Below are 25556 nucleotides of genomic sequence, written 5' to 3'. Positions count from 1 at the left end.
GGCTGTTCAGCCCTTGGCGGCGACGTAGTACACGTTCAGCGGGTCGCCCTCGACGGAGCGGATGTCCACCTGCCCGAAGCCGGCCTCGCCGAGCATCCGCCGGGCGGTCTGGCGCCCCCAGACCGTGCCGAGGCCGGCGCCGCCGGTGCCGAGGGAGGTGGTCATGCAGTAGAAGACCGAGAAGCCGAACAGGGCGGGCCCGAAGGGGTGTCCGATGTTCTCCTCGAGGTTGCTGGAGGCGTCCATGTCGCCCATCAGGAAGGTGCCGTCCGGCGTCAGGGCTCCGGCGATGGCGTCCAGGGTCCGGGCCGGCTCGGCCAGGTCGTGGATCACGTCGAAAGCGGTGACCAGGTCGTGGGCGCCGGAGAGTTCCGTGGCGTCGCCGACCGTGTAGTGGACGTTGGTCACACCGCGCCGGGCGGCCTCGGCCCGGGCGGCGTCGATGCCCTCCTCGGACCGGTCGACGCCGTGGAAGGTGCTGGCGGGGAACGCCTCGGCGAGGACCAGCGGGGCGCGGCCGTGGCCGGTGCCCACGTCGAGCGCGGAGATTCCCGAGCGCAACCGTTCGGTGAGGCCGGGGACCAGGGGCACGATGGTGTCGACCAGGGCCTCGTCGTAGACCCGGGCGGTCTCGGCGGCCTGGAGGGCCTGGAAGCGGGGGTAGGCGGAGTACGGGACGCCGCCGCCCTCCCGGAAGCAGCGCACCACCCGCTGTTCGACCTCGCCGAGGAGGGCGACGTAGGGCATCAGGGCGGCCAGGTTCTCGGTGCCGGCGGCCGAGGTGAGCGAGGCCGCGTGCTCGGGCGGCAGCCGGTAGCGGCGTCCGGCGGGCTCGTACGTCACGATGCCGCCGACGACCGTCCCGCCGAGCCACTCGCGCACATAGCGTTCGTCGAGCCCGGCGCGGGTCGCGATCTCCTCGCTGGTGGCCGGCGGGAGCCCGTCCATGGCGTCGAAGAGGCCGGTCTGGTGGCCGACGCTGACGAGCAGGGCGAGCACGCCCTTGTTGAGGAGGTCGACCACCTCGCCGGCGAACTCCTCCACCCGGGCGGGGTCCGGGGCGGTTGCGGTCTCCCCGCCGGCCTGGTCCAGAACGGGGTCCTGGGCGGTGCCGGTCTCCTGCGTTCCTGTGCTCGACATGACCGCTCCTTCCACCGGGCGTGACCGCGCGCCGGCGGGACCGGCCCGCTCACCACCAGCCTACGCCCGCTCCGGCGGCCGGACCCGCCCGCCGGGGACGGTCAGAAGGGGCCGGCCGCCGGGGTGTCCGCGGGCGGGAGGTCCACGGACGGGATGTCCACGGGCGGTATGTCCAGGCGCAGTTCCGGCCGGTCCCAGAGGACGGCCGGCGGGCGGGCGGGAACGGTCCCGGTGCGGCGGGCGCCGACGCTGCGGTAGAAACCCTCGGCGGGCGGGTGGGAGACGATCCGGACGGCGTCCAGACCGGCCGCGCGGGCCCGTTCGACGAGATGGCCGACGAGGAGCCGGCCGACGCCCAGGCCCTGGGCCGCGTCCGCGACGAACATCAGGTCCAGTTCGGGCGCGGCGGGCGGGTCCAGGACAAGGGCGTAGAAGCCGAGCGGGCGGTCGTCCGTGCCCGCGGCGAGGTGCACCTCGTGCCGGTCGATGTAGTCGCCGCCCACGGTGTAGCCGGCGACCATCGGCGCGTACGGGCCCTCGTAGGCGCGGGAGGCGCGCACCAGGGCGGTCAGGCGGCGGGCGTCGGCGGGGGTCGCCCGGCGGACGGTGACGGTCTCGCGGCGCGGGCGGCGGCCGCCCCCGCCGGGGACGCGGGCGGTGAGGGACGGGGTCATCCCCCGAGGGTATGCCGCGCCGGGCACGGGGTCCGGCGCGGCCCCGGTCTCAGGCGGCGCGCCAGTAGCCGAGCGCGTTGACCCGGTCCTTGGGGAAGGCCAGCTCCTTGCGGACGTAGGCCGCGAGCGCGCGGGTGGTGGCGGTGTCGCAGGCTATCCAGACGTAGGTGTCGGAGCGGCCGTCGACCAGGCCGGGGAGGGCCGAGCGGACCTCGGAGACGAGGTGCGCGCCGTCCTCCCGGCGGGGCACCCGGCGGACCTCGTGGAGCGCGGAGTCGGTGCGCATGGGCAGCTCGGCGTCCGAGTCATGGCTGGTCTCGAACCAGATGGTGGCCGGGACCGCGGGGTGGGCGTCGAGCAGGGAGTTGATCGCGGGGAGGGAGGCCGGGTCGCCGACGACGAAGAGGTGGGACGGAGCCGGGTCGGGTGTGCTGAAGCCGGTGCCCTGGAGGGTCGCCTCCACCGTGTCGCCGGGCTTCGCGGTGCGCGCCCAGTCACTGGCGCAGCCCTCGTGGAGGGCGAACTCCATGCTGAAGGTGCCCGCCTCCGGGTCGGCGTCGACCAGGGTGTAGGCGCGCTGGTGGGGCTTGCCCGCGTTCTCGAACCAGATGCGGACCCACATGGTGGGGTGCACACCGGTCTGTGCGAGCATGCCGCCGTCGGTGAAGTGGATCCGGCGGAAGTGCTCGGTGACCTGCTCGGCCCCGGTCACGGTGAATGTGAAGTCCTTGCCGCGGAACAGTTTGAGGACGACGCCCTCCCAGCCGTGACCCACCGCTACTCCCCTCCCTCGGCCAGAATTCACCTGGCCGGAATTGTTTCTCGAACGACTGTGTCCTAAGTTAGGTCAGCCTAACCTAAAGATTCGGGAAACAGTGTGAACAGAGCGATCTTCCGGGACCCCTGGGGCATCCCGCACCTCCGGGCCGGCAGCCCGGACGAACTGGCTTTCCTCCAGGGGTACAACGCCGCCTTCGACCGGGCCTGGCAGCTGGAGGTCGACCGGCACCGGGCGCAGGGTACCTCGGCCGCCTTCCTCGGTGAGACGGCCGTGGTCTGGGACCGCTTCGCGCGGATGTCGCTGATCGCCGACACGGCCCGCCGCTGCCACGCGGCGCTGGACGAGGAGACCGCCCGCTGGATGGGCCGGTACACCGACGGCGTCAACACGGGCCTCGCGGCGGGGGCCGCGCGGTCCCCGGAGTTCGCCCGCACCGGTCTCGCGCCCGGCCGCTGGGAGCCCTGGACGCCCGTGGCCGTGTGGATCGCGACACACATCCTGTTCGCCGGCTTCCCGACCAAGCTGTGGCGGGAGGAGGTCGTCCGCGCGCTGGGCGAGGACCACGTCGGACTGTTCGCCACCGACGGGCCCGGCACCTGCGGCAGCAACGGCTGGCTGGTCGCCGCCCCGCGCACCGCGACGGGCGGGGCCCTGATCGCCGGCGACCCGCACCGCTTCATCGAGGACCCGGGCATCTACCAGCAGATCCGCCTGGCCTGCCCGGAGTTCGACGTGGTCGGCATCGCCGTGCCCGGTATCCCGGGGATCGCGCACTTCGGCCACACCGGCTCGGTCGCCTGGGGCATCACCAACGCGATGGCGGACTACCAGGACCTCTACCGGGAGCGCCTGCGAAGACGCGGCCCGCTCGTGGAGGCGTACGGCCCCGACGGATGGCGCCCGGCCCAGGTCCGCACCGAGACGGTCGAGGTGGCCGGCGGGCGGAGCGTCGAGGTGGAGGTCGTGGAGACCGAACGCGGCCCGCTGATCGCCGGAGGTCCCGGCGCGGGCGAGGGCATCAGCCTGCGCTGCCCCGTGCGGGCCGGGGCCGGCATCGGCTTCGACGCGCTGCTGCCGCTGCTGCGGGCGCGTACCGTCGCGGACGTGGACCGGGCCGCGGACCGCTGGGTGGAGCCCGTCAACGTCGTCCAGGCCGCCGACACCGAGGGCGGGCTGCTGCACCGGGTGGCCGGCCGGGTGCCGCGCCGCCGCGCCGAGAACCGGCTGCGCGTGGTGCCCGCCTGGGACGAGCGGTACCACTGGGACGGGACGTACGAGCCGCTGCCGCGCGAGGACGTGGACGGGGTGGCCGTGATGGCAAACCAGCGTGGCATATCCGCGCCGCTGGGCGTCGAGTTCGCGCCCCGCCACCGGGCCGCGCGCATCCGGGAGCTGCTGGACGGACAGGAGCGGTGGACCGGCGCGGAGATGACCCGTGTCCACACCGACACCTTCCTCGGGTCCGCCGCCCCGCTGCTGGACCTGCTCGCCGGCCTGACCGGTCTGAGCGAAGGCGCCGAGGCGCTGCGCGGCCGGCTGCTGGCCTGGAACCGGCGCATGGACGCCGGCAGCGCCGGCGCCGCCCTGTTCGCCGCCCTGCGCTCCAAGGTGGTGCTGGTCCTCGCCGCCCGGCCCGCCCTCGCCCGGCTGACGGCCGCGCCCGCCGACCTCCCCGAGGTGTTCCACCCGTGGCTGGCACCGGTGCCCCGGATCGCCTACGCCCTGGAGCAGCTGCTCTCTCCCGGCGCCCTGCCCGGACTGGACGCCCCCGGCGCGGTGCGCGCGGCGGTCGAGGAACTGGCCGCCGAGGGCGGGGAGCCGGGGGTCTGGGGCGACACCCACCGGCTGGTGCCGTGGCAGGCGCTGCCCGCCGGGGACGACGCCGAACGGCCCCCGCTCAGCGGCGACTTCGACTGCGTGCTGTCCACGTCCAGCGTGCCCGGCATCACCGATCTGAGCGCCCGCGGCCCGGCGACCCGCTACGTCTGGGACCTGGCCCGCCGCGAGGACAGCCTCTGGATCGTCCCGCTCGGCGCCTCCGGCGCGGCCGGCGACCCCCATCGACGCGACCAGCTGCCGCTGTGGCTGGCCGGTGAACTCGTCCCCGTGGTCTGCGACTGGGACGCCCTGACCGAGGAGAAGCACGATGTCTGAGACCGCCGCCCACCGCCGCGAGGCCGTGCACGAGTACCCCGTGGAGGGCTTCGGCACCGTCCGCGTCGTGCCGCTGGACCCCGCCGCCGACGCCGCTCTGGTGCACGGCTGGGTGACCCAGGAGCGGTCGCGGTTCTGGGGCATGCTCGACCACAGCGTCGAGGACGTGCGGGAGATCTACGCGTACGTCGACTCCCTGCCCAGTCACCACGCCTTCCTGGTGCACCTGGACGATGTGCCGGTCTGCCTCTTCCAGACCTATGAGCCGGACGCCGACCCGATCGGCGAGTGCTACGAGGTGCTGCCGGGCGACTTCGGCGTCCATCTGCTGCTGGCCCCCGCCGAGGGGGCTCCGCGCCCGGGGTTCACCGGTGCCCTGATGGGCGCCCTGCTCCCGTACTGCTTCCGGGACGAGAAGCATCTGCGCATCGTGGTCGAGCCGGACGCGCGCAACGAGAAGGCCGTGCGGCGCATGGTGCGCGCCGGGTTCGAGCTGGGGCCGGTCGTGGACAAGCCGGAGAAGCGGGCGCAGCTGGCCTTCTTCGGGCGGGAGACGTACGAGCGGGCGTTGCGGGGCGGGCGGGGTGCGGCGGGGCAGCCGGCCTGACCGCGTGTCACCCGGCGGGAGAAGGTGCCCGAACGGGCGGCCGAAACTCCCGCCGGGCCTGTGACATATGCCTTCGGCACCACCGGATCGAGTGTTGCCAAACGCCTTACGGCACCTCGGCGCCTGTGCGACAGTCGTAGCCGGTCCCTGTTCCCGCCCCGGCCGAGACCGCGCCTGTATCGGAGTACGACATGCCGCCCCATGTGTCCGCGGACCGCCCTCCCCACCCGCCCGAGCGCGGCGCGGTGGACGCGCTGATCACCCGTACCCGCCGGCTGCGCGGGGACGTCGACGCCGTGCGCCAGGACACCCTCGGCTCGGAGGACGACCCCCGGGGCCGCTGGCAGCGCGCGCTGTACGACCTGGCGGTGCATCAACTGGACGATCTGGGCAGCCATCTGGACCAGCTCCGGGAGGGACGGCCGGCCGCCCCGGCGGAGCCGCCCGGCACCGGCCGCACCGAGCCCCTGGCCCCCTACGAGGCGGACGCGGCGGCGCACCCCGGCTCGCTGCTCAGCCGGGTGGGCAGCGCGGAGTGGAACCTGCTCACCGACGAGGTGACCTGGTCCGACGAGCTGTACCGCATCCTCGGCCGTGACCCGTCCGCCGGGCCGATGTCCCTCGACGAGCTGCCCGCCCTCGTCTTCGCCGACGACCAGGCCCTGCTCACCGCGATGGTGACGGACTGCCTGGTCGACGGCCGGCCCATCGACGGGGAGTTCCGGATGGTCCGGCCGGACGGCCGGGTGCGGACCGTGCACATGATGGGCGAGCCCGTCCTCGACCCGGACGGCTCCACGGCCGCGATGTGGGCGGTGCTGCGCGACGTCAGCGAACTGCGCCGCACCGAACGGGCGGTCCGCGAGAGCCGGGACACCCTCCAGCGCCGGCAGCACGTGGAGCGCACCGAGCGCCGGCTCGCCGTGGAGATGCAGGAAGCCGTACTGCCGCCCTGGCGCGGCTCCCTCCGCTTCTCCGACCAGGGCCCCGCCTCGCTCGACGTCGCCGCCCACTACCTCCCCTCCTCGGACGGCGCCCTGATCGGCGGCGACTGGTACGACGCCCTCCAGCTCCCCGGCGGCGACTCCCTGCTGAGCACCGGCGACCTCACCGGTCACGGGGTGACCGCCACCTCCTCGATGGCGATGCTGCTGGGCGCGCTGCGCGGGATGGCGGTGGCCGGGCTGCGGCCCGGTCCGCTGATGGGCCACCTCAACCAGTTGCTCGACGCCGCCACCCAGCCCGCCCTGGGCAGCGCCCTGTGCTGCCGCTACGAGCCCGCGACGCGGCTGCTGCGCTGGGCGCAGGCCGGACACCCCGCCCCCGTGCTCTTCCGTGGGGGGACGGGACGCGAACTGGCCGCCCCGGGGGGCATCCTGCTCGGCGCGACCGGGGCCGCGGTGTTCGAGGAGGCCGAGGTCGTGCTGGAGCCCGGGGACGTACTGGTGCTGCACACGGGCGGGTTCGGGGGGGAGGCCACGAAAGGCGTGGCCGACCGCGACGACCGCGGAACCCGTGAGGACCGGCTGACGGCACTGGCAGCCCGGCTCACGGACACCCGGGACGCGCAGGACTGCGTCCGGGTGGTGGTGGAGGAGATGGGTCAGGGCGAGCGGGAGGGCGACGCCTGCGTGCTGGTCGCCAGGGTCACCGCGTAGGGACGGACGGGCGCGGGGATCACCGGGGGCGCGCCCATGGGCAGCAGTCCCGGGGCCGGGCACATGAACAGCCCGCCGGCGGCGGGGCCGGGGCGCCGTCACACGGGGGTGCTCCGGCGGTCGGGGCCCGGCTGCGACGGCAGGGCGACGGCGATCTCCTCGCGCAGGTCCTCGATCTTCGCGTATCCCGCGTACTGGCTGGTGAGCCGGTACATCTCGCGCAGCCGGTCCCAGGTGCGGTGCGAGGAGGTCTCCCCCATCGACACCAGGGCCAGGCGGGCGTAGCGGTCCGCCTGCTCGGGGTCGTCGGCGATGAAGCAGGCCGAGGCCAGCGAGATGTAGTCGAAGATCTTGGAGCGCTGCCGGCCGCCCTCGCGCAGCGCCAGGGCCTGCTTGGCGTGCCGCTGGGCGATGGCGGCGGCGGAGGGGTCGTGCTCGGCGAGGGTGCGGTAGGCCAGGGCCTGCATGCCGTGCAGGTCCGCCTCGTCGAACATCTGCATCCAACTGGGCGGCGGGACGTCGCCCTTGTCGGAGACGAACAGGTCCTCGGCCTCGCCGAGGGTGCGGCGCATCGCCTGCCCGCGGCCCATGGACGCCTGGGCCCATGCCTCGATGGTGTGCAGCATGGCCCGGGTGCGGGGCAGGGTCTGCTCCCCCGAGCCGGACCTGGCGAGCTTCATCAGGTCCAGTGCGTCGTCGGGCCGGCCGAGGTGCACCATCTGGCGGGCCGCGCGGGAGAGTGCCTCGCCCGCGCGGGGGCGGTCGCCGCCCTCGCGTGCGGCGTGCGCGGCGATCACGAAGTACTTCTGGGCGGTGGGCTCCAGGCCCACGTCGTGGGACATCCACCCGGCGAGGACCGCGAGGTTGGCGGCGACGCCCCAGAGGCGGCGCTGGAGATGGTCGGGGTGACGGTAGGCGAGCATGCCGCCCACCTCGTTGAGCTGGCCCACGACCGCCTTGCGCTGGAGGCCGCCGCCGCGGGCGGCGTCCCAGGCGCGGAACACCTCCACGGAGCGCTCCAGGGCGTCGATCTCCTGCGAGCCGATGGGGGCGGCCTCGTAGCGGTCGTACCCGGCGGGGTCGGCGTTCAGCAGGCCGGCGGAGCGGGCGGGGTCCTGGGAGAGTGCGGGGTCGGTCTTGAGCCAGTCGTGCATGGCGCTGCTGAGTGCTGAGCCCGCGGCGAGTGCCGCGCCCGCGCCCACCAGGCCGCGTCGGTTGAGCATGAGGTCCATTCCCGTGAATTCGGTGAGGACCGCCGCCGTACGGTCGGGCGCCCACGGCAGGCCGTCGGGGTTGTCCGCCCCCTGCACGTCCCGCCGCTTCCCTGCTCGTCCGCTCCGTGCGAACCCGAGGTCCTCGATGGTCACGACACGACCGAGCCGCTCGGTGAACAGCGCCGCCAGCACCTTGGGCACGGGATCGCGCGGGGACTCCCCCATGTCGATCCAGCGCCGTACGCGCGAGGTGTCGGTCGCCAGCTGCGGATGGCCCATGGCCGCCGCCTGCCGGTTCACGAGTCTCGCGAGTTCGCCCTTGGACCAGCCGGTCAGACCGAACAGGTCGCTGAGGCGGGTGTTGGGTACTCCGCTCACGTCAAGCCCCCAGGTTCTCGGCTGAGTTGACAGTAACGGCCTGTCACGGGCCTGGCGACTATTCGCCAGGGTTCGCCAGGGTGCGCCAGATGGTGTGCCACCCGCGACGGGGTGTCAGGTAGGAATGCGCCACCCCGCCCCGTCCGCCGGGGCACATTCCCCAGGGTGCTGCCTCTGGCATATGAGGCGGGGAGCGCGCGCAACTTGTCGGCGCACGAAGGGATCTGTCACGACCATGTACACAGCATCGTCCTCCGTGTCCGCCCCGCCCCGGCTCCAGCAGCGCACCGCCGCGCCGGCCGGCTCCGGACCGTTCCCCGTCCCCGCACAGGGCGGCCGGGCCCGACGGCCCGCCGCCGCGCCCGGCCGGCCGCTCAGCGGGAGGCTCGACCTGTCCGGACCCCAGGGCGCGCAACTGCGCAAGGCCGTCACCTCGGTCCACCGGATCTGCCCGGAGTTCCAGCCCGTGCAGGTCCTGCGGCGCAGCGGACGGTCCGTGCTGATCGTCGGGACGACCGGGCGCACCACGGCCGTGGCGAAGTGCTTACTGGACCACTCGCCGGCGTGGGCCGAGCGGCTGCGGCACGAAATAGCGTCCTACCGTGCGTTCGTCCGGCACCGGCCGCCGGTCCGGGTGCCGCGGCTGATCGCCGCCGACCCGGAGAACTGCACGCTCGTGATCGAGCGGATGGCGGGGCGCCCGGCGGCGCTGACCCGGCATCCGTTCGAGGCCCCGCCGCGCGCCGACGTGCTCGCCGCGCTGGGCGCCGTCGTCCGGCTGAACACCTGGCGTCCGCCGGCCGGGATGTTCGAGGCCCCGCTCGACTACGGTTCGCGGATCTCGCGCTACCACGAGCTGGGTCTGTTCACCGACCGTGACCTCGGGGACCTGCAGAAGCTGCTGCACGGTCTGGCGCAGGCGGGCGGACGGCAGGGGCTGGGGCAGTTCTGCCACGGCGACGCCCTGCTCTCCAACATCCTGCTGTCGCCGACCGGTCCGGTGCTGGTGGACTGGGAGCACGCGGGCTGGTACCTGCCGGGCTACGACCTCGCCACCCTGTGGTCGGTCCTCGGAGACGACCCCACGGCCCGGCGGGAGATCATCCGGCTGGCCCACCGTCAGGGCCACGCGGCCCGGGACGCGTTCCTGGTCAACCTGATGCTGGTGCTGACGCGGGAGATCCGTCACTACGAGACGGCCGTCCAGCGCACCATGCGGGAGGCGCCGCCGGTGACCGGTGGTCAGCCCGCCCCGGCGGGACCGGCGGCCGGGGAGGAGCAGCGGCTGCTGCTGCGCCGGCTGCACGACGACTGCGCACTGGCCCGCCGGGCGGTGCGCGCGGCGGTCGGCACCCGCTGACCGCCGGGCGCCACCCGGTGGCGTCGTGAGGAGAAGCGCGCTGCGCGTCCGGTGTGCGACGGCACACATCGGGCGCGCGGCGCGCTGTCGCGTTCCCGGAGCAGGCCGGACCTGGTCCGGCCGGGGCGGCGGGGGGATCCGGCCGGGGTGCCGGGGGGGGAGCCCGCGCCGTTGCCGTACCGCCTGGAGACGGGGCAGCGGTCCAGGGCCGGTGCGGGGCGAGTACCTGTACGCACCCACGTTCGACACATCCGTCCACCGGGTGGCGTGCGGGCGGGTGGACCAACACGAGCTCCCGTTCGGGCACCGGGTCGCGCTCGTGAGGGCCGCGGACGCACGGGTGACCGACGGCGGAGGGGCGTCCCGACGCCCCAGGAACCCTCGCGCGTCGCTCATATGACTATTCGCCCTGATGCGTGCGCCACTTGGGCGAAGGGTAGGGCTCCGCCGACCCGAAGGGGCCGCGCCACCGTGCGCGGCCGTCGTCGAAAGGCCCTGTACTCAGATGGCACAGCCGTTCACACTGCCGGACTTCTACGTCCCCCACCCGGCCAGGCTCAATCCGCACGTCGACGAGGCGCGGCGGCACACGACCGGGTGGGCCCGGCGGATGGGCATGCTGGAGGGGTCCGGCGTCTGGGAGGAGAGCGACCTCCAGTCGCACGACTACGCGCTGCTGTGCGCCTACACCCACCCCGACTGCGACGCCGAGGCCCTGAGCCTGGTCACCGACTGGTACGTGTGGGTCTTCTTCTTCGACGACCACTTCCTGGAGCTGTTCAAGCGCACCCGGGACCGGGCGGGCGGCAAGGCGTATCTGGACCGGCTCCCGGCGTTCATGCCGATGACGGACGGTCAGGCCCTGCCCGAACCGGAGAACCCGGTGGAGGCCGGTCTCGCGGACCTGTGGGCGCGCACCGTGCCGGCCATGTCCCCCGCCTGGCGCGCCCGGTTCGCGGTGGCGACGGAGAACCTGCTCAACGAGTCCCTGTGGGAGCTGTCCAACATCAACGAGGGCCGGATCGCCAATCCGGTGGAGTACATCGAGATGCGCCGCAAGGTGGGCGGCGCCCCCTGGTCGGCCGGTCTGGTGGAGTACGCGGCCGGGGCCGAGGTGCCGGAGCAGGTGGCCCGCTCCCGCCCCCTGCGGGTGCTGCGCGACACCTTCTCCGACGGCGTCCACCTGCGCAACGACCTCTTCTCCTACCAGCGCGAGGTGGAGGACGAGGGCGAGAACAGCAACGGTGTCCTGGTGCTGGAGCACTTCCTCGGCTGCACCACCCAGGAGGCGGCCGAGGCCGTGAACGACCTGCTGACCTCCCGGGTGCAGCAGTTCGAGAACACGGCCCTGACCGAGGTCCCCGCCCTCTGCGTGGAGAAGGGCCTGGGCCCGGCGGAGTGCGCCGCGGTCGCCGCGTACACGAAGGGGCTCCAGGACTGGCAGTCCGGCGGGCACGAGTGGCACATGCGCTCCAGCCGCTACATGAACGAGGGCCTGACCGACGGGGCGGCGGCGGGGGCGGGCGCGCCGGGCATGTCCGCGCTGGGCATGTCCGCGCTCGACATCCGGAACGTGTTCGGCCGGCCCGCGGCGGCTCGGCTGCGCACCCTGACCCACCGGCCCCGGCAGGTCGGACCGTCCCTGCTGCCCGACTTCGCGCTGCCCTTCCCGCTCTCCCTCAGCCCCCACCACGCGGACGCCCGGGCCGAGTCGGTCGCCTGGGCGGGGCGCATGGGCCTGCTGGACGACATCTGGGACGAACGCAAGTGCGCGGGCTACGACTTCGCCCTCTGCTCGGCCGGCCTGGACCCGGACGCCACAGTGGAGGAGCTGACGCTCAGCGCCGAGTGGCTGACCTGGGGCACCTACGGCGACGACTACTACCCGGTGGTCTACGGCCGGCCGCGCGACCTGCTGGGGGCGAAGGCCGCGACCGAGCGCCTCAAGGAGTGCATGCCCGTCGAGGACCCGGCGGCGGGTGCGGCCCTGGCGGTCTCCCCGATGGAGCGCAGCCTCGCCGACCTGTGGGCGCGCACGGCGGAGCCGATGCCGGAGGCGGCGCGCGCCGCCCTTCGGCGGACCGTGGAGCTGATGCTCGACAGCTGGCTGTGGGAGCTGCACAACCAGGCCCAGCACCGGGTCCCCGACCCGGTGGACTACATCGAGATGCGCCGGCTGACCTTCGGCTCGGACATGACGATGAGCCTGGCCCGCCTGCGTCACGGGAACGCGCTGCCGCCGGGGGTGCTGACGAGCGGCACGATCGAGAGCCTGGAGCACGCGGCGATGGACTACGCGTGCATCCTCAACGACCTGTTCTCCTACCAGAAGGAGATCGAGTACGAGGGGGAGGTCCACAACGCGGTGCTGGTGGTGCAGACCTTCTTCGACTGCGACTACCCGACGGCGGCGGCGATGACCGCCGATCTGATGGAGTCGCGGCTGCGGGAGTTCCTGCATGTCAAGGAGCACGAACTTCCGGTGCTCTGCGAGGACTTCGGCCTGGACGGCGCGGCCCGCGAGGCGCTGGGCGCGTATGTGCGGGAGCTGGAGGACTGGCTCGCGGGGATCCTCAACTGGCACCGGGGGACGCGCCGTTACCGTGAGGAGGATCTGCGGGGCGGGGTCACGCTGCCCTCCCGGCTGGGTGTGCCCTCGGGCCTCGGGACCTCGGCCTTCCGTCTGACGCTGCCCGCGCAGGCGACGGCGGCCGGGACGCACGCGGCCGGGGTGTAGCCGGTGCGCCGACGGGCCCCGCGCGGTGTGCGCGGGGCCCGTCGGCAGGGCGTCACGCCTGCTGGAACAGCTCCGCGGGCAGCGGCTTGAGCAGTGCGTAGAGGTCGTCGGTGATCGGCCGGTCCCAGCTCGCGATGGTCACCAGGACGTTGTCGCTGCGGTCGAACTGGACGCAGGAGATACGCGATTCGGAGAGCTTGATCCGCCGGACGATCAGCAGGTTGTCGCCCTGCATCACCGGGGTGTCCTCGACGCCGGTGACATGGACGGGCTCGTCGTTCTCCAGGGCGATCAGGAGCTGGGCGACCTCGAAGGGGATCTCCCCCTCCTCGACCTCGCGCGCCGGGGAGCCCTCGGGCAGATTGCCGATGATCATCGCGGGGCCGCGGCCGCCGAAGAGGTCGTACCGCAGGAACACGCCCTGGCAGGTGCCGTCGGGGGCGGGCAGCAGACCCGCGCCCAGGTTCCCGGGCCAGTCCCCCGGGTCCATGGCCAGGACATCGAAGTCCGGACCCGCGGGTGTGGCGGCGCTGCGGCGGCGGAGAAACGACATAACCGCCATGGTACGTGGCGGACGGGGCCCGGCCGAGCCGGGGCCGGACGGCTCCCGGAGCCGTGCCGCCGCCGGGTGAACGCCGGGGATCCGGGGCGCGTACCAGTGGGCGCGACCGGCTTCCCACGAGGAGCAGCGCCCCGCGGCGGTTCCCCGGCCGCGCCCGTACCCCACAGGTGAGGAACAGCCCATGAACGACAGCGTCAGCCCGGTCGGCCCGGTCCCGGTCGGCCCTTCGGTCCAGGCCCTTCCCGACGGGGAGGCGGAGGTCCGCCTCGTCGTCCGGCTGCCGTGGGAGGACGTGGCGGCGCTCGGCCGGGAGGCGGGCCGGCTGGCCGCCCGGCTGGAGCGGCCGGTCACTCTGGACGAGGCGGCGGGGCAGCGGCTGCGGGGGCGCGCGGCGATGCACGCGGCGGCGTCGTCCCCGGCGCCGGGCACCGCGCCGGACCGGGGCCAGCAGCTCCCGGGCACCGCGCCGGTCTCCTCCCTCACGGGCCGCGCCCCGGGCGAGCACGCCCGTCAGGCGATCGAACGCCCGGGCACGGCCACGGGGGCGGGCCAGCAGGCGACCCCGACCTCGGCCTGACGGCTGCGCGCCGGAACGGGCCCGGACGGGGGCCGTTCCGGCGCGGAGCGGGGTCCAGCCCCCGGCGCGGGCCCGGACCGCCCGGCTCCGCCGACCCCGGGCCGGCGTGGACAGGCGGCTCGGCGGGCGGGCACGGTCAGGTGAGGTCGAACTCCCCGTCACGCGCGTTGAGCACGAACGCGTGCCACTCGGCCGGGGTGAAGATCAGCGACGGGTTCTCCGGCCGCGAGGCGTTCCGCAGGGCGACGAACCCCTCGACGAAGGCGATCTGGACGTCACCCGCCCCCTGGCTGCCCGACCGCCAGTCGGCGGCGCTCAGGTCGAGCTCCGGCTTGTCCCAGCCGGACGGCATCTGCGCGGTGCTGGTGATGGTGCTGTCGGTCACGTCCTGCTCCTCCCGCAACGGCTCGTGGGCCAGCGTAGCGACGCCGGGGTGTGACGGACAGGGCACGGGACGTGTCCGGCACGGCGAGCGGACGCACGCCCTCCGCACGCCCTCTCCTCGTCGGCACCCGCGTGCGCCGCTCCGCCACGGCCGGGGATGGCCGGCCTGATGGGGCCCGATCCCTTGACGGACGCGCGCGCGGGTTGAGTAACTGATCCCCACGGCGGCGACCGAATGATCGGTCGCCCGCCCGTCGTGACACGCCGGAACGGGAGCGAGCGGATGACGGACCTGCGGGACGCGGCGGAACGGCTCGGGCGCGCGGAGTTGCAGGCCCTCCAACTGGAGCGGCTGCAAGCCACCCTGCGGCACGCCTACGAGAACGTCGCCTACTACCGTGCCGCCTTCGACACGGCGGGGCTGCGCCCGGAGGACTGCCGTACGCTCGCCGACCTGGCCCGGTTCCCGTTCACCGCCAAGTCGGATCTGCGGGACCACTACCCCTTCGGGATGTTCGCCGTCGACCGCTCGCGGGTGCGCCGCATCCACGCGTCCAGCGGGACCACCGGACAGCCGACGGTGGTCGGCTACACCGAGCGCGACCTCGGCACCTGGGCCGAGGTGGTGGCCCGCTCGCTGCGCGCCGCGGGCGCCCGGCCGGGCCACACCGTCCATGTCGCCTACGGCTACGGGCTGTTCACCGGCGGCCTCGGCGCGCACTACGGCGCCGAGCGGCTCGGCTGCACGGTCGTCCCCGCCTCCGGAGGCATGACCGCCCGCCAGGTGCGGCTGATCCAGGACTTCCGCCCCGAGATCATCATGGTCACGCCCTCGTACATGCTGACCCTGCTGGACGAGTTCGAGCGCCAGGGCGTCGACCCGCGCGGCACCTCCCTGCGGGTGGGTGTCTTCGGCGCGGAACCGTGGACGCAGGAGATGCGGCGGGAGATCGAGGAGCGTTTCGCGATCGACGCGGTCGACATCTACGGGCTTTCGGAGGTGATCGGGCCGGGGGTGGCGCAGGAGTTCGTCACCGCCAAGGACGGCCTTCTCGACGTGTGGGAGGACCATTTCCTCCCCGAGGTCGTCGACCCGCTGACCGGCGGGGTGCTGCCCGACGGCGAGGAGGGCGAGCTGGTGTTCACCTCGCTCACCAAGGAGGCCATGCCCGTCGTCCGCTACCGCACCCGGGACCTGACCCGGCTGGTGCCGGGCACGGAGCGGCCGTTCCGGCGGATGGAGAAGGTGACGGGCCGCAGCGACGACATGGTGATCCTGCGCGGGGTGAACCTCTTCCCGACGCAGATCGAGGAGTTCGTGCTCCGCACGCCCCACCTCGCGCCGCACTTCCAGCTGCGGCTGACCCGCGAGGGGCGGCTCGACGCACTGACCGTGCGCGCCGAGGCCCGCGCGGCGGCCACCCCGGACCAGCGCACCGAGGCGGCCCGGGCCCTGGCGGGCGCCGTCAAGGACGGAATCGGGGTCTCGGTGGCGGTGGAGATCGTGGACCCGGAGACCCTGGAACGCTCGGTCGGCAAGATCCGGCGGATCGTGGACCTGCGCGAGAGCTGAGACCACCGGGCCGCCGAACCCGGCCGGGCCGGGGTCAGGCCGTGCCGGGTCGGGGCCGGGGCGGGACGGTGGCCGGCCAGGTACCGGCCCCCGGCCCGGCTGCCGGGGGCCGCTACGCCTGGCCGGTCTCGAAGCGGCTGACCTTGCCGTCCGTGACCGTGAACGCCCAGCGGGTGCGCATCCCGCCCCAGGTGTCGTTGGTGTAGAGCGCGGTGAACGAGCGCCCGTCGGGGCCGGTCTCCTCGATCTCGATGCGCCCGTTGGAGGAGAACATCTCCTTGTCGGTCCAGGCTTCGAGGTCGCGCTCGGAACCGTCGTCCGACATCGTCGCGTTCTCCGTGAGCACGGCGTGGAACGCCTCGCGGTCGCCTGCGTTGACGGCGTCCACGAAAGCGGCGACGGCGGGGTCGGTGGGCTGAGCGGGCATGGGTCTCCTCCTTCGGAGCTGGACGCTCGTCCCCTCAGTATCGGCGCGGCGCGCGGCCCCGGCCTGTTGTACGGCGCCCGCGCCCTCCCGGTACCGGGTGACGGCCACGCCGCGAGCGCGCCGGGGCCGTCCGCCGCACGGGACCCGTGCCACCGCGGCCGGATACCGACCGGACGGTTGACAGAGCGCCCGGGGGCTGACTGCATGGTCCGACTCGCCCCGCCCGCAGTCCTGTTGGGAGGCACGTTGTTGTTCCGGACCCGCTTCCGGCCGCTCGCCCTGGCCGGGGTCGCCCTGGCCACCGTCGCGACCGCGCTCTCACCACCGGCCGCCGCCGACGGCCGTGACCGGCACCCCTCCGGTGGCGGGCTGTCCGCCGTCATCCGCTACACCGAGTACGGCGTCCCGCACATCCTGGCCCGCGGCTACGCCGAGCTGGGCTTCGGCACCGGCTGGGCACAGGCCGCCGACCAGGTGTGCGTGCTCGCGGAGGGGTTCGTGACGGTGCGCGGTGAGCGCTCGCGCCACTTCGGGCCGGACGGGCCGCCCGACGCCGCCCTGTCGTCGGCGAGCACGAATCTCGGCAGCGACCTGTACTTCCGGGGCGTGCGCGAGGCCCGGACGGTGGAGAGACTGCTCGCCACCCCGGCGCCCGCCGGGCCCGGCCGGGACGTGAAGGAGCTGATGCGCGGCTGGGCGGCCGGCTACAACGCCTGGCTGCGGCAGAACCGGATCACCGACCCCGCCTGCCGGCGCGCCGCGTGGGTGGGTCCGGTGACGGCGCTGGACGTCGCCCGGCGGGGGTACGCCGTCTCGGTGCTCGGCGGCCAGGGCCGGGCCGTCGACGGCATCACCGCCGCCCATCCGCCCACCGCCACCGCCCAGCCGCCCGCCGCCGCCACCGCGCCCGGCCCGCAGCGGAACACCGGCGCGGGCGCGGCTCCTGGGACCCGTGGGCCCGGGGAGCGGGCGTGGGCCGAGGCCGCCCGGAAGGCGTTCGACCCGGCGGAGGCCGACATGGGGTCGAACGCCGTCGCGTTCAGCGGGGAGGTGACGGCGAGCGGGCGGGGGCTGCTGCTGGGCAACCCGCACTACCCCTGGCACGGCGGCCGCCGCTTCTGGCAGTCGCAGCAGACCATTCCCGGTGAGCTGAACGTCTCGGGCGCCTCGCTGCTCGGGACGGTGGGCATCAGCATCGGCTTCAACGAGAGGGTCGCCTGGAGCCATACGGTGGCGACCGGTGTCCCGCTCAGCGTCCACCAGCTGACCCTGGACCCCGCCGACCCCACGGTGTACACGGTCGACGGCAAGCGGGAGCGGATGACCCGGCGGACCGTGACCGTGCCGGTGCAGGACGGGCCGCGTGTGACCCGGACCCAGTACTGGACCCGCTACGGCCCGGTCGTCACCTCCCTCGGCCCGGCCCTGCCGCTGCCGTGGTCCGCGACGACCGCGTACGCGCTGCACGACCCCAACGCGGCCAATCTGCGGGCCGCGGACACGGCTTTGGCGTTCTCCCGGGCGCGGTCCACGGGGGACATCGAGCGGGGGCTGCGCCGCACCCAGGGGCTGCCGTGGGTGAACACGATCGCGGCGGACGCGTCGGGCGGTTCGCTGTTCACGCAGTCGCAGGTGCTGCCCCGCATCACGGACGAGCTGGCCGCCCGGTGCTCGACGCCACTCGGGCGGCTCACCTACCCGCTCGCGGGGGTGGCGGTGCTGGACGGCGCCCGCGGGGAGTGCGCGCTCGGCCGGGACCGGGACGCGGTGCAGCCGGGCATCTTCGGCCCCTCGCGGATGCCGGTGCTCCGGGACGCCCCGTACGCGGAGAACTCCAACGACAGCGCGTGGCTGGCGAACGCCGACACGCCGGTGACCGGCTACGAGAGGGTCTTCGGGAACGTCGGCACACCGCGCTCGCTGCGGACGCGCGGTGCGGTCGAGGACGTGGCCGCGATGGCGGACCGGGGCGGGCTGACGGTACGGGACCTGACGCGGCAGCAGTTCGCCAACCGGGTGCCCGCGGCGGACCTGGCCCGCGCCGACACCGTCCGGGCCTGCCGTGACCTGCCCGGGCTCACCGATGCGTGCGGAGTGCTTCAGCGGTGGGACGGGCGGATGGACACCGGCAGCCGGGGCGCCCTGCTCTTCGACCGGTTCTGGCGCAAGCTCACGGCCTCGGTCCCGGCGGCGGAGCTGTGGCGCACGCCGTTCTCGGCGGCCGAGCCGGTGACCACGCCGAACACCCTGAACACGGCCGCGCCCGGCTTCGCGGCTGCGCTGACCGCCGCGGTCGGTGAACTCCGCGCCGCGGGGATCGCGTTGGACGCGCCGCTCGGGCGGCACCAGTCGGTGGAGCGGGGCGGGAAGACGTACCCCGTGCACGGCGGGACGGAGAGCCTGGGCGTCTGGAACAAGACCGAGGCGGTGTGGGACACGGGCCGGGGCGGGTACCGGGAGGTCGCGGCCGGGTCCAGCCACATCCAGGCGGTGGGCTGGGACGGCGGGCGCTGCCCGGTGGCGCGCACCCTGCTCACCTACGCGCAGTCCTCGAACCCGGCCTCGGACCACTACCGGGACCAGACCGCGCTGTACGCGGGTGAGCGCTGGGTGACCGCGCGGTTCTGCGAGCGGGACATCCTCTCCTCGCCGGCGCTGGAGGTGGTGCGCGTGCGCGAACGGCGCTGAGCCGGCCGGCAGCGGCGGGGGCGGGGTGCGGCGAGGCGCACCCCGCCCCCGTCGGCGTGCGCTGACGTTCCGTCACATCTGCTCGGGTGGTTGACAGTCCAGGGACTCGGCAAGAAAGTTTCACCTGTCGCGGAAGATCCGAAAGATTCTTTCAGGGAGGATTCCGTATGACCGAGGATTCCGGGGCTTCAGAGGACGTGGGGAGCAGGGCCATCAGCCGTCGAGGACTGGGACGCGGGGTGCTGGCGCTGGGCGGTGCGCTCACGCTCGCCTCCGTTCCCTTCGCCGACACCGTCGCCGAGGCGGCCGGCTCCTCCGGCGGCGCCGGGGGCGGTGGCCGTCCCCGGCCCACCCTGCGGCACGGTTCGCCGGAGCGGGCAGGCCTGCTCGCGCCCCATCTGGACCAGTTGGTGGCCGATGCCGAGACCTTTCTGCACCCCTCCCCCGACCACCCGTGGTACGCGGGCGCGGTGCTGCTCGCGGGCCGGGGCGGCACGGTGGCCCTGCACCGGGCGATCGGGCAGGCGCTGCGCTACTCGGCGTACGACGAGGTGACCGACACGGCCGTCGAGCTGCCGGCCGCGGAGCAGATCCCGATGCGCCGGGACACCGTCTTCGACCTGGCGTCGGTGTCCAAGCTGTTCACCTCGATCCTGGCGGTGCAGCAGATCGAGCGCGGGACGCTGGAGCTGGAGGCTCCCGTCGCCGCGTATCTGCCGGAGTTCGCCGGGGCGGGCAAGCAGGACGTCACCCTGCGGCAGCTGCTCACGCACACCTCCGGCTTCCGGTCCTGGATCCCGCTGTTCAAGGAGCCGACGCAGGAGGGCCGGCTGCGGCTGCTGTGGAACGAGGCCCCGGCGCACGCCCCGGGCACCCGCTATCTGTACTCGGATCTCAACCTGATCTCCCTCCAGCTGGTGCTGGAGAAGGTCACCGGCCGGCCGCTGGACGCACTGCTCCGGGACGAGATCACCGCTCCGCTCGGCATGGACCGCACCCGTTTCAACCCGCCCGCCGAGTGGCGGCCCCGGATCGCCGCCACCGAGGACGCCCGCCTGCCCTGGTCGGGTCTGGAACGCGGGCTGGTGTGGGGCGAGGTCCACGACGAGAACGCGTACAGCTTCGGCGGGGTCGCGGGGCACGCGGGGGTGTTCTCCTGCGCCTGGGACCTCGCGGTCCTGGCCCGGACCCTGCTCAACGGCGGTTCCTACGGCCGGGCGCGCATCCTCTCCGCCGCGTCCGTGGAGCTGATGTTCACCGACTTCAACACGGACTTCCCCGGCGATGAGCACGGCCTCGGCTTCGAGCTCTACCAGCACTGGTACATGGGCGCGATGGCCACTCCGCGCAGCGCCGGCCACACCGGGTTCACGGGCACCAGCATGGTCCTGGACCCGACGACCGACTCCTTCCTGATCGTGCTGGGCAACTCCGTGCACCCGGTGCGCTCCTGGCGTTCCGGCAGTGCGCCACGGGTGGCGGCGGCCGACCACATGGCACGGGCCGTGCCCGTCCGGCCGGTGCACGGGCGCACCGCGTGGTTCGCCGCGCCGAGAGGGCAGGCGGAGGCGACCCTGACCCTGCCGGCGCTCGGTCCGGACGCGGACCGGCTGCGCTGCTCACTGTGGTGGGACACCGAACCGGGCGCGGACGTCTGCTTCCTGGAGGTCTCGGCGGACGGCGGCGCGACCTGGCGCCCGGTGCCGTTCCACAGCACCGCGCCGGACGGCACCGGGCGGGACCACCCGGCCGGTACGGTCTCGGGCTGGTCGGGCCGCGTGTGGCACCGGGTCCGCGCAGGCCTCGGCCAACCGGGCATTCTCGGAGGGGGCCTCGGCGGAGCCGGCGTCGGCGGACGGGACGCGGCGCCCCTCGTGCTGCGCTGGCGGTACGCGACGGACCGGCGGTACGCGGGGCGCGGGGTGTACGTGGACGGGCTGCGGGTGGAGGACGCGCGGGGCCGGGCGCTCTTCGACGGGTCACGGCCCGGGGACGCGGCGCGGCTGACGGCGGCGGGCTGGACGGCGTCCCGGGACTGAGCGGGCACGGGCGGGACCGGGCCGGGGCTCCGGCCCGGCCCCGCGGATGCGTCAGTGGCCGAGGACCGCCATGGCCGCGTTGTGGCCGGGCACCCCGCTGACACCGCCACCGCGTGCCGCGCCCGCCCCGCACAGCAGCACGTTGGCGTGCGCGGTCTCCACGCCCCAGCGGCCGGTCTCCGTCGTGGCGTAGGGCCAGGACAGGTCGCGGTGGAAGATGTGCCCGCCGGGCAGGCGCAGTTCGCGTTCCAGGTCCAGCGGGGTCTTGGCCTCGATGCACGGCTCGCCGTTCTCGTCGAGGGCGAGGCAGTCGGCGATCGGCTCGTCGAGGTGGGAGTCGAGTTCGGCGAGCGTGGCCGCGAGCAGGGCGGACCGGGCCGACTCGTTGTCCTCGGCGAACAGCCGGGCGGGGGTGTGCAGCCCGAACAGGGTCAGGGTCTGGTGGCCCCGGGCCACCAGCTCCGGGCCGAGGATGGACGGGTCGGTCAGCGAGTGGCAGTAGATCTCCGACGGCGGGTGGGAGGGCAGCCGGCCGGCCGACGCCTCCCGGTGGGCCGCGGCCAGCTGCTCGTACCCCTCGGAGACATGGAAGGTGCCGGCGAAGGCGTCCGCCGGGTCGACCGAGCGGTCCCGCAGGCGCGGCAGGCGGCGCAGCAGCATGTTGACCTTGAGCTGCGCGCCCTCGGGCGGCTCCGGGGCCGGTTCGCCGAGGAGTTCCGCGAGCGCCTGCGGTGCGGCGCCGACCAGGACGTGCCGGGCGCCGACCGTGCCCTCGGCGTCGCCGGTGCGGAAGGTGACCTCGGCGCGGGTGCCGTCGGTCGCGATGCCGGTCACCTCGTGGCCGGTGGCCAGCTCGGCCCCGGCGGCACGGGCCGTGCCCGCGAGGGCGTCGGTCAGGGCGCCCATCCCGCCCACCGGCACGTCCCAGTCGCCGGTGCCGCCGCCGATGACGTGGTAGAGGAAGCAGCGGTTCTGGCGCAGGTCCGGATCATGGGCGTCGGCGAAGGTGCCGATCAGGGCGTCGGTGAGCACCACGCCGCGCACCAGGTCGTGGCGGAAGCGCTCTTCGACGGCCGTGCCGAGGGGTTCCTCGAACAGCATCCGCCAGGCACTCTCGTCACCGACCCGGGCCCGTAGTCCGTCACGGTCCGGCAGCGGCTCGGTGAGGGTCGGGAAGACGCGCTCGGCCACGCGGCGGGCCGTCCCGTAGAACTCCTCCCAGGCCGCGTACTCCCGGTCGCCGCCGGTCAGCCGGGCGAAGGAGTCCGCCGTGCCGGGGCCGCCGACGAGGAGGCCGCCGCTGCCGTGCGGGGTGTAGGAGGAGACCGTGCGCTTGCGCACGGCGAAGTCCAGGCCGAGGTCGCGGACGATCTTCCCGGGGAGGAGCGAGACGAGGTACGAGTACCGGGAGAGACGGGCGTCGACTCCGGCGAACGGCCGGGTGGAGACGGCGGCCCCGCCGGTGTTCTCCCGGCGCTCCAGCAGGAGCACGGACCGCCCGGCGCGGGCGAGATAGGCGGCGGAGACCAGGCCGTTGTGGCCGCCTCCGACGATGACGGCGTCGTACGTGGCGTGTGCGGGCATGGCGGGACCCTAGGGCATGCCGTCCGCTCCCGCCGGGCCCGCTCCCGCCGGCCGCGGTCCGCCGCGGCCGGGGGGCGTCGCGGCCGGGTGCGTCACGGCCGGGGCGGGGGCGGGGCGGCGCGGAGGGTGGCGACGTGGCGGTAGACGTCGACCGCCTCGGCGTGGCGGCCGAGCTGCTCCAGGCAGTGGGCCTCGTCGTTCCGGCTGGCGAGGGTGTCCGGGTGCCCGGGCCCGAGGACGCGTTCGCGCGCCGCCGCGACCTCCCGGTACAGGGCGTACGCGTCGTGCCAGCGGCCCAGCCAGCCGAGCCCGACGGCCACCTCCCGGCGGCTGACCAGGGTGTCCGGGTGCTCCGGGCCCAGGACCCGCTCCCGCAGCACGCTCACCTCGCGCGCCTGGGCCAGGGCCTCCTGCCAGCGGGCGAGCCGGCCGAGGTTGACGCCCAGGGTGTGCCGGGCGCGCAGGGTCTCCGGGTGCAGGGGGCCGTCGATCCGGGTGCGGTCGTCGACCAGTACCCGGAACAGGTCCAGGGCCTCGGCGCTGCGTCCCAGCCGGCCGAGGCTGATGCCCGTCTCGTAGCGGGCGGCGAGGGTGTCGGGGTGGTCGGGTCCCAGGGTGCCGGCGCGCGCGGCGGCGACATCGCGGTAGGCGCCGAGGGCCTCGGCCCAGCGGCCGAGGCGGCCGAGGGCGTGGGCGACCTCGTAGCGGGTGGCCAGAGTGTCGGGGTGGGCCGGGCCGAGGACCCGGGCGCGTGCCTCGGCGACCTGGTGCGCCATGCGGTGCGCCTCCTCGATCCGGCCCAGCCGGCCGAGGGTGAAGGCGAGGTTGTGGCGGCAGCGCAGGGTGTCGGGGTGGTCGGGCCCGGCGCCGCGCTCGCGCGCCGCGACGACCTGCTCGTACACCCGGTGGGCCTCCTCGTGGCGGCCCGTCTGGCCGAGTACGTAGGCGGTCTCCTGGCGGGCGGCGAGGGTGGCCGGGTGGTCCGGGCCGAGGGCCCGCTCCCGGCCGGCGACGACCTCGGCGAACTCGCCCAGGGCGGCGGCCGCCCGGCCGGTGCGGCTGAGGGCGACGCCGATCTCGTAGCGGCCGGCCAGGGTGTCGGGGTGGTCGGCGCCGAGGAGTACGGCGCGTTCGGCGACGACCGCGCGGTGCACCTCCTCCGCCTCGGCCCAGCGTCCGAGGCGGCCCAGGCTGACACCGGCGGCATGGCGGTTGGCGAGCGCGGCCAGCAGCTCCGGCGGTGGGGTGCCCCGGCCGGGCCCGTACGCGGCGGTGGCGGCGGGCGCGACGGCCGCCGCGGGGGTGCCGTGGCTGCCGTCCGGGGCCGGGATGCCGTGGTTTGCGGGGTTTCCGGGGGTGCTCCGCGTCAGAGCGGGGCCGTGGGAGCCGGTCGCGGCGGGGCCGGGGTGGGCCGTGCCGTCGCCGGGGGTGCCGGAGCCGCCGGCGGTCGCCGGGGCGGAGCGGCCCCCCGCGCCCGTGTCGCGGTCCCCCGCGCCCGTGTCCGGGCCGCCGCCGGCCCCGTGCGACGGCGTGGGCGCGCCCGCCCCGGCGACCGCGGCCGGGTGGTGCGCGGTGTGCCGGGCGTCGGGGCCCGGGGGCGGGAGTGAGCCGTCCTGGGTGGCGGGGCGGGGCAGGCCGGGGGCGGGCCCGGCGGGCGGACCGGTCCAGGGACCGGTCAGGACTGCCGCGCCCGCCGTGTCCACGGGGACCGCGCCGGATCCGCCGAGGGCCTTGGGCCCGCCCGTCATCCCCCGCGCCCAGGCGGGCAGTGCGCCGGACCCGTCCGGACCGGTGGCCCGCGGGCCGGGCACCGCCGGCCCGCCGCCCGCGCCGGACGGGCGGCCCTCGGCGATCCGGCGGCGCAGCACCCCGGCGTCGGCGGGCCGGTCCTCCGGCGTCTTGCCCAGCAGGTCGAGGACGGCCCGCTCCAGGTAGTCGGGGATCTCCCCGCGGAGGTCGCGCAGCGGCGCGGGCGGGGTGTCGCGGTGGCCGACCAGGATGGACCAGGTGTCCTCCAGGTCGAACGGCGGTGCGCCGGTGGCGAGTTCGTAGAGGACGCAGCCGAGCGAGTACAGGTCGCTGCGGTGGTCGACACAGCCGCCGCCGATCTGTTCGGGCGACATGTAGTGGGGCGTGCCCATGGCGATGCCGGTGCCGGTGAGCTTGGCGCTGAAGCCGATGTCCTCGCCGAGGCGCGCGATGCCGAAGTCGCAGATCTTCACCGTGCCGCCGGTCAGGCGCATGATGTTGGCAGGCTTCAGGTCGCGGTGCACGATGCCCTGTTCGTGTGTGTAGGCGAGGGCGCCGGCGAGCTGGTCGGCGATGTCGACGACGTCCTCGACGGGCAGCGGGCGCTGCTTCTGCTCCTCCATCAGCTGGCTGAGGTTCCGTCCCTCCAGCAGTTCCATCACCAGGTACAGGACGCCGTCGTCCTCGCCGAAGTCGTGGACCACGGTCACCCCGGGGTGCTGGAGGGCCGCGGCGACCCGGGCCTCACGACGGAACCGGGCGCGCAGGACGTCGCCGAAGGCCTGGTCGGGCTGACGGCCCATGGGCTTGAGGCACTTGACGGCGACGTGCCGCCCGAGGGACTCGTCGCGTGCCCGCCACACCTCGCCCATGCCCCCGCGCCCGATGAGATCGAGCAGCCGGTACCGGCCCTGGACCAGCCTGGTTTCCGCCATCTCCTGCCGCCGCCCCCGTCGCCGCCGTTCGCCCTCCCGTGACCGTCCAGTATGGCGGCCCTGCCCTCGCAGTCTGTACGGGGTCGGCCCGCGCGCCGAGCCCCGGGGCGCCATCGCCGTCCAAACGTGACCCGGCGGCGGGGCCGGAGTCTCCGCGCACGTCCCGGCGAAGGCGGCACGCGCGGCACGGCGGTACGCACGGCCCGCGCCGGAGGGCCGGCACGCCGACGCCCGCGCCCCGCTCGACGGCTGCTTCGCGGCGGACACGGCCGGGGAGATCACCGGCCGCCTCCTCGTCCCACGGCGGCGACGGCCCTGCCGGGGCGCGTGCGGGG

At 74.9% G+C, this 25556-nt stretch carries 18 protein-coding genes; 9 read left to right on the top strand and 9 right to left on the bottom strand.

The window, feature by feature from the left end; translation table 11 throughout:
- Nucleotides 1–6 precede the first annotated feature (6 nt).
- From C593_RS0122855 to C593_RS0122845, 3 genes are all read right to left on the bottom strand, one after another.
- On the bottom strand, nucleotides 7–1140 hold the full coding sequence (locus C593_RS0122855; RefSeq protein WP_018849651.1) for a class I SAM-dependent methyltransferase: 1134 nt from the start codon (nucleotides 1138–1140) through the stop codon (nucleotides 7–9).
- Between the two features lie 101 nt (nucleotides 1141–1241).
- Nucleotides 1242–1814, bottom strand: a complete 573-nt coding sequence (locus C593_RS0122850) for a GNAT family N-acetyltransferase (protein WP_018849650.1) — start codon at nucleotides 1812–1814, stop codon at nucleotides 1242–1244.
- 49 nt (nucleotides 1815–1863) lie between these two features.
- The gene (locus C593_RS0122845; RefSeq protein ID WP_018849649.1) at nucleotides 1864–2589 is read right to left on the bottom strand and encodes a siderophore-interacting protein; all 726 of its coding nucleotides are present in this window, start codon (nucleotides 2587–2589) and stop codon (nucleotides 1864–1866) included.
- A gap of 102 nt (nucleotides 2590–2691) precedes the next feature.
- Between C593_RS0122845 and C593_RS0122840 the strand changes: the two genes are divergently transcribed.
- The 3 genes from C593_RS0122840 to C593_RS0122830 all read left to right on the top strand — a co-directional run bounded on the left by C593_RS0122840 (nucleotide 2692) and on the right by C593_RS0122830 (nucleotide 7014).
- Nucleotides 2692–4749, top strand: a complete 2058-nt coding sequence (locus C593_RS0122840; protein WP_018849648.1) for a penicillin acylase family protein — start codon at nucleotides 2692–2694, stop codon at nucleotides 4747–4749.
- Nucleotides 4742–5356, top strand: coding sequence for a GNAT family N-acetyltransferase (locus C593_RS0122835; RefSeq protein ID WP_018849647.1), 615 nt, complete (start codon nucleotides 4742–4744; stop codon nucleotides 5354–5356). Before C593_RS0122840 ends, C593_RS0122835 begins: the two co-directional genes overlap by 8 nt.
- 191 nt (nucleotides 5357–5547) lie before the next feature.
- Nucleotides 5548–7014 (top strand): SpoIIE family protein phosphatase, encoded by a 1467-nt coding sequence (locus C593_RS0122830; protein WP_018849646.1) that lies wholly within the window; start codon nucleotides 5548–5550, stop codon nucleotides 7012–7014.
- Nucleotides 7015–7112: 98 nt separating this feature from the next.
- Here C593_RS0122830 and C593_RS0122825 read toward each other — a convergent pair whose 3' ends face one another.
- Nucleotides 7113–8606 carry a DNA-binding protein NsdB gene (locus C593_RS0122825; RefSeq protein ID WP_018849645.1) on the bottom strand — a complete coding sequence of 498 codons (1494 nt, stop codon included), beginning with the start codon at nucleotides 8604–8606 and terminating at the stop codon, nucleotides 7113–7115.
- A 235-nt stretch (nucleotides 8607–8841) separates the two neighbouring features.
- Here C593_RS0122825 and C593_RS0122820 point away from each other — a divergent pair, with 235 nt between their 5' ends.
- The gene (locus C593_RS0122820) at nucleotides 8842–9966 is read left to right on the top strand and encodes an aminoglycoside phosphotransferase family protein (RefSeq protein ID WP_026277986.1); all 1125 of its coding nucleotides are present in this window, start codon (nucleotides 8842–8844) and stop codon (nucleotides 9964–9966) included.
- A 505-nt stretch (nucleotides 9967–10471) separates the two neighbouring features.
- A complete protein-coding gene (locus C593_RS0122815) occupies nucleotides 10472–12703 on the top strand; it encodes a terpene synthase family protein (RefSeq protein ID WP_018849643.1) in 2232 nt (743 codons plus the stop codon).
- A 52-nt stretch (nucleotides 12704–12755) separates the two neighbouring features.
- On the opposite strand, the gene C593_RS0122810 is transcribed toward C593_RS0122815, so the two are convergent.
- A complete protein-coding gene (locus C593_RS0122810) occupies nucleotides 12756–13256 on the bottom strand; it encodes a hypothetical protein (RefSeq protein WP_018849642.1) in 501 nt (166 codons plus the stop codon).
- Nucleotides 13257–13446: 190 nt separating this feature from the next.
- Here C593_RS0122810 and C593_RS0122805 point away from each other — a divergent pair, with 190 nt between their 5' ends.
- The gene (locus C593_RS0122805; protein WP_018849641.1) at nucleotides 13447–13842 is read left to right on the top strand and encodes a hypothetical protein; all 396 of its coding nucleotides are present in this window, start codon (nucleotides 13447–13449) and stop codon (nucleotides 13840–13842) included.
- Between the two features lie 136 nt (nucleotides 13843–13978).
- Here the strand turns inward: C593_RS0122805 and C593_RS0122800 are convergent, their stop codons facing one another.
- Nucleotides 13979–14194: a DUF397 domain-containing protein gene (locus tag C593_RS0122800; RefSeq protein ID WP_037746813.1), complete on the bottom strand. Its 216-nt coding sequence runs from the start codon at nucleotides 14192–14194 to the stop codon at nucleotides 13979–13981.
- Nucleotides 14195–14509: 315 nt separating this feature from the next.
- Between C593_RS0122800 and paaK the strand changes: the two genes are divergently transcribed.
- The gene (gene paaK, locus C593_RS0122795; RefSeq protein ID WP_018849639.1) at nucleotides 14510–15799 is read left to right on the top strand and encodes a phenylacetate--CoA ligase PaaK; all 1290 of its coding nucleotides are present in this window, start codon (nucleotides 14510–14512) and stop codon (nucleotides 15797–15799) included.
- Between the two features lie 112 nt (nucleotides 15800–15911).
- Here the strand turns inward: paaK and C593_RS0122790 are convergent, their stop codons facing one another.
- Nucleotides 15912–16226, bottom strand: coding sequence for a nuclear transport factor 2 family protein (locus C593_RS0122790; protein WP_018849638.1), 315 nt, complete (start codon nucleotides 16224–16226; stop codon nucleotides 15912–15914).
- Nucleotides 16227–16430: 204 nt separating this feature from the next.
- On the opposite strand from C593_RS0122790, the gene C593_RS0122785 reads away from it, so the two are divergent.
- Complete coding sequence (locus C593_RS0122785) at nucleotides 16431–18914, top strand: penicillin acylase family protein (protein WP_051093754.1); 2484 nt, start codon at nucleotides 16431–16433, stop codon at nucleotides 18912–18914.
- Between the two features lie 167 nt (nucleotides 18915–19081).
- A complete protein-coding gene (locus C593_RS0122780) occupies nucleotides 19082–20953 on the top strand; it encodes a serine hydrolase domain-containing protein (RefSeq protein ID WP_037746778.1) in 1872 nt (623 codons plus the stop codon).
- 51 nt (nucleotides 20954–21004) lie between these two features.
- Here C593_RS0122780 and C593_RS0122775 read toward each other — a convergent pair whose 3' ends face one another.
- Both C593_RS0122775 and C593_RS0122770 read right to left on the bottom strand, forming a co-directional pair.
- Nucleotides 21005–22537, bottom strand: coding sequence for a phytoene desaturase family protein (locus tag C593_RS0122775; RefSeq protein ID WP_018849635.1), 1533 nt, complete (start codon nucleotides 22535–22537; stop codon nucleotides 21005–21007).
- A gap of 92 nt (nucleotides 22538–22629) precedes the next feature.
- Complete coding sequence (locus C593_RS0122770) at nucleotides 22630–25221, bottom strand: serine/threonine-protein kinase (RefSeq protein WP_018849634.1); 2592 nt, start codon at nucleotides 25219–25221, stop codon at nucleotides 22630–22632.
- Nucleotides 25222–25556: the final 335 nt, after the last annotated feature.

It is taken from the genome of Streptomyces sp. CNT372, from assembly GCF_000377145.1.
The sequence above is the reverse complement of the archived record's forward strand: the minus strand, read 5'-3'. Positions and strand labels throughout refer to the sequence as shown.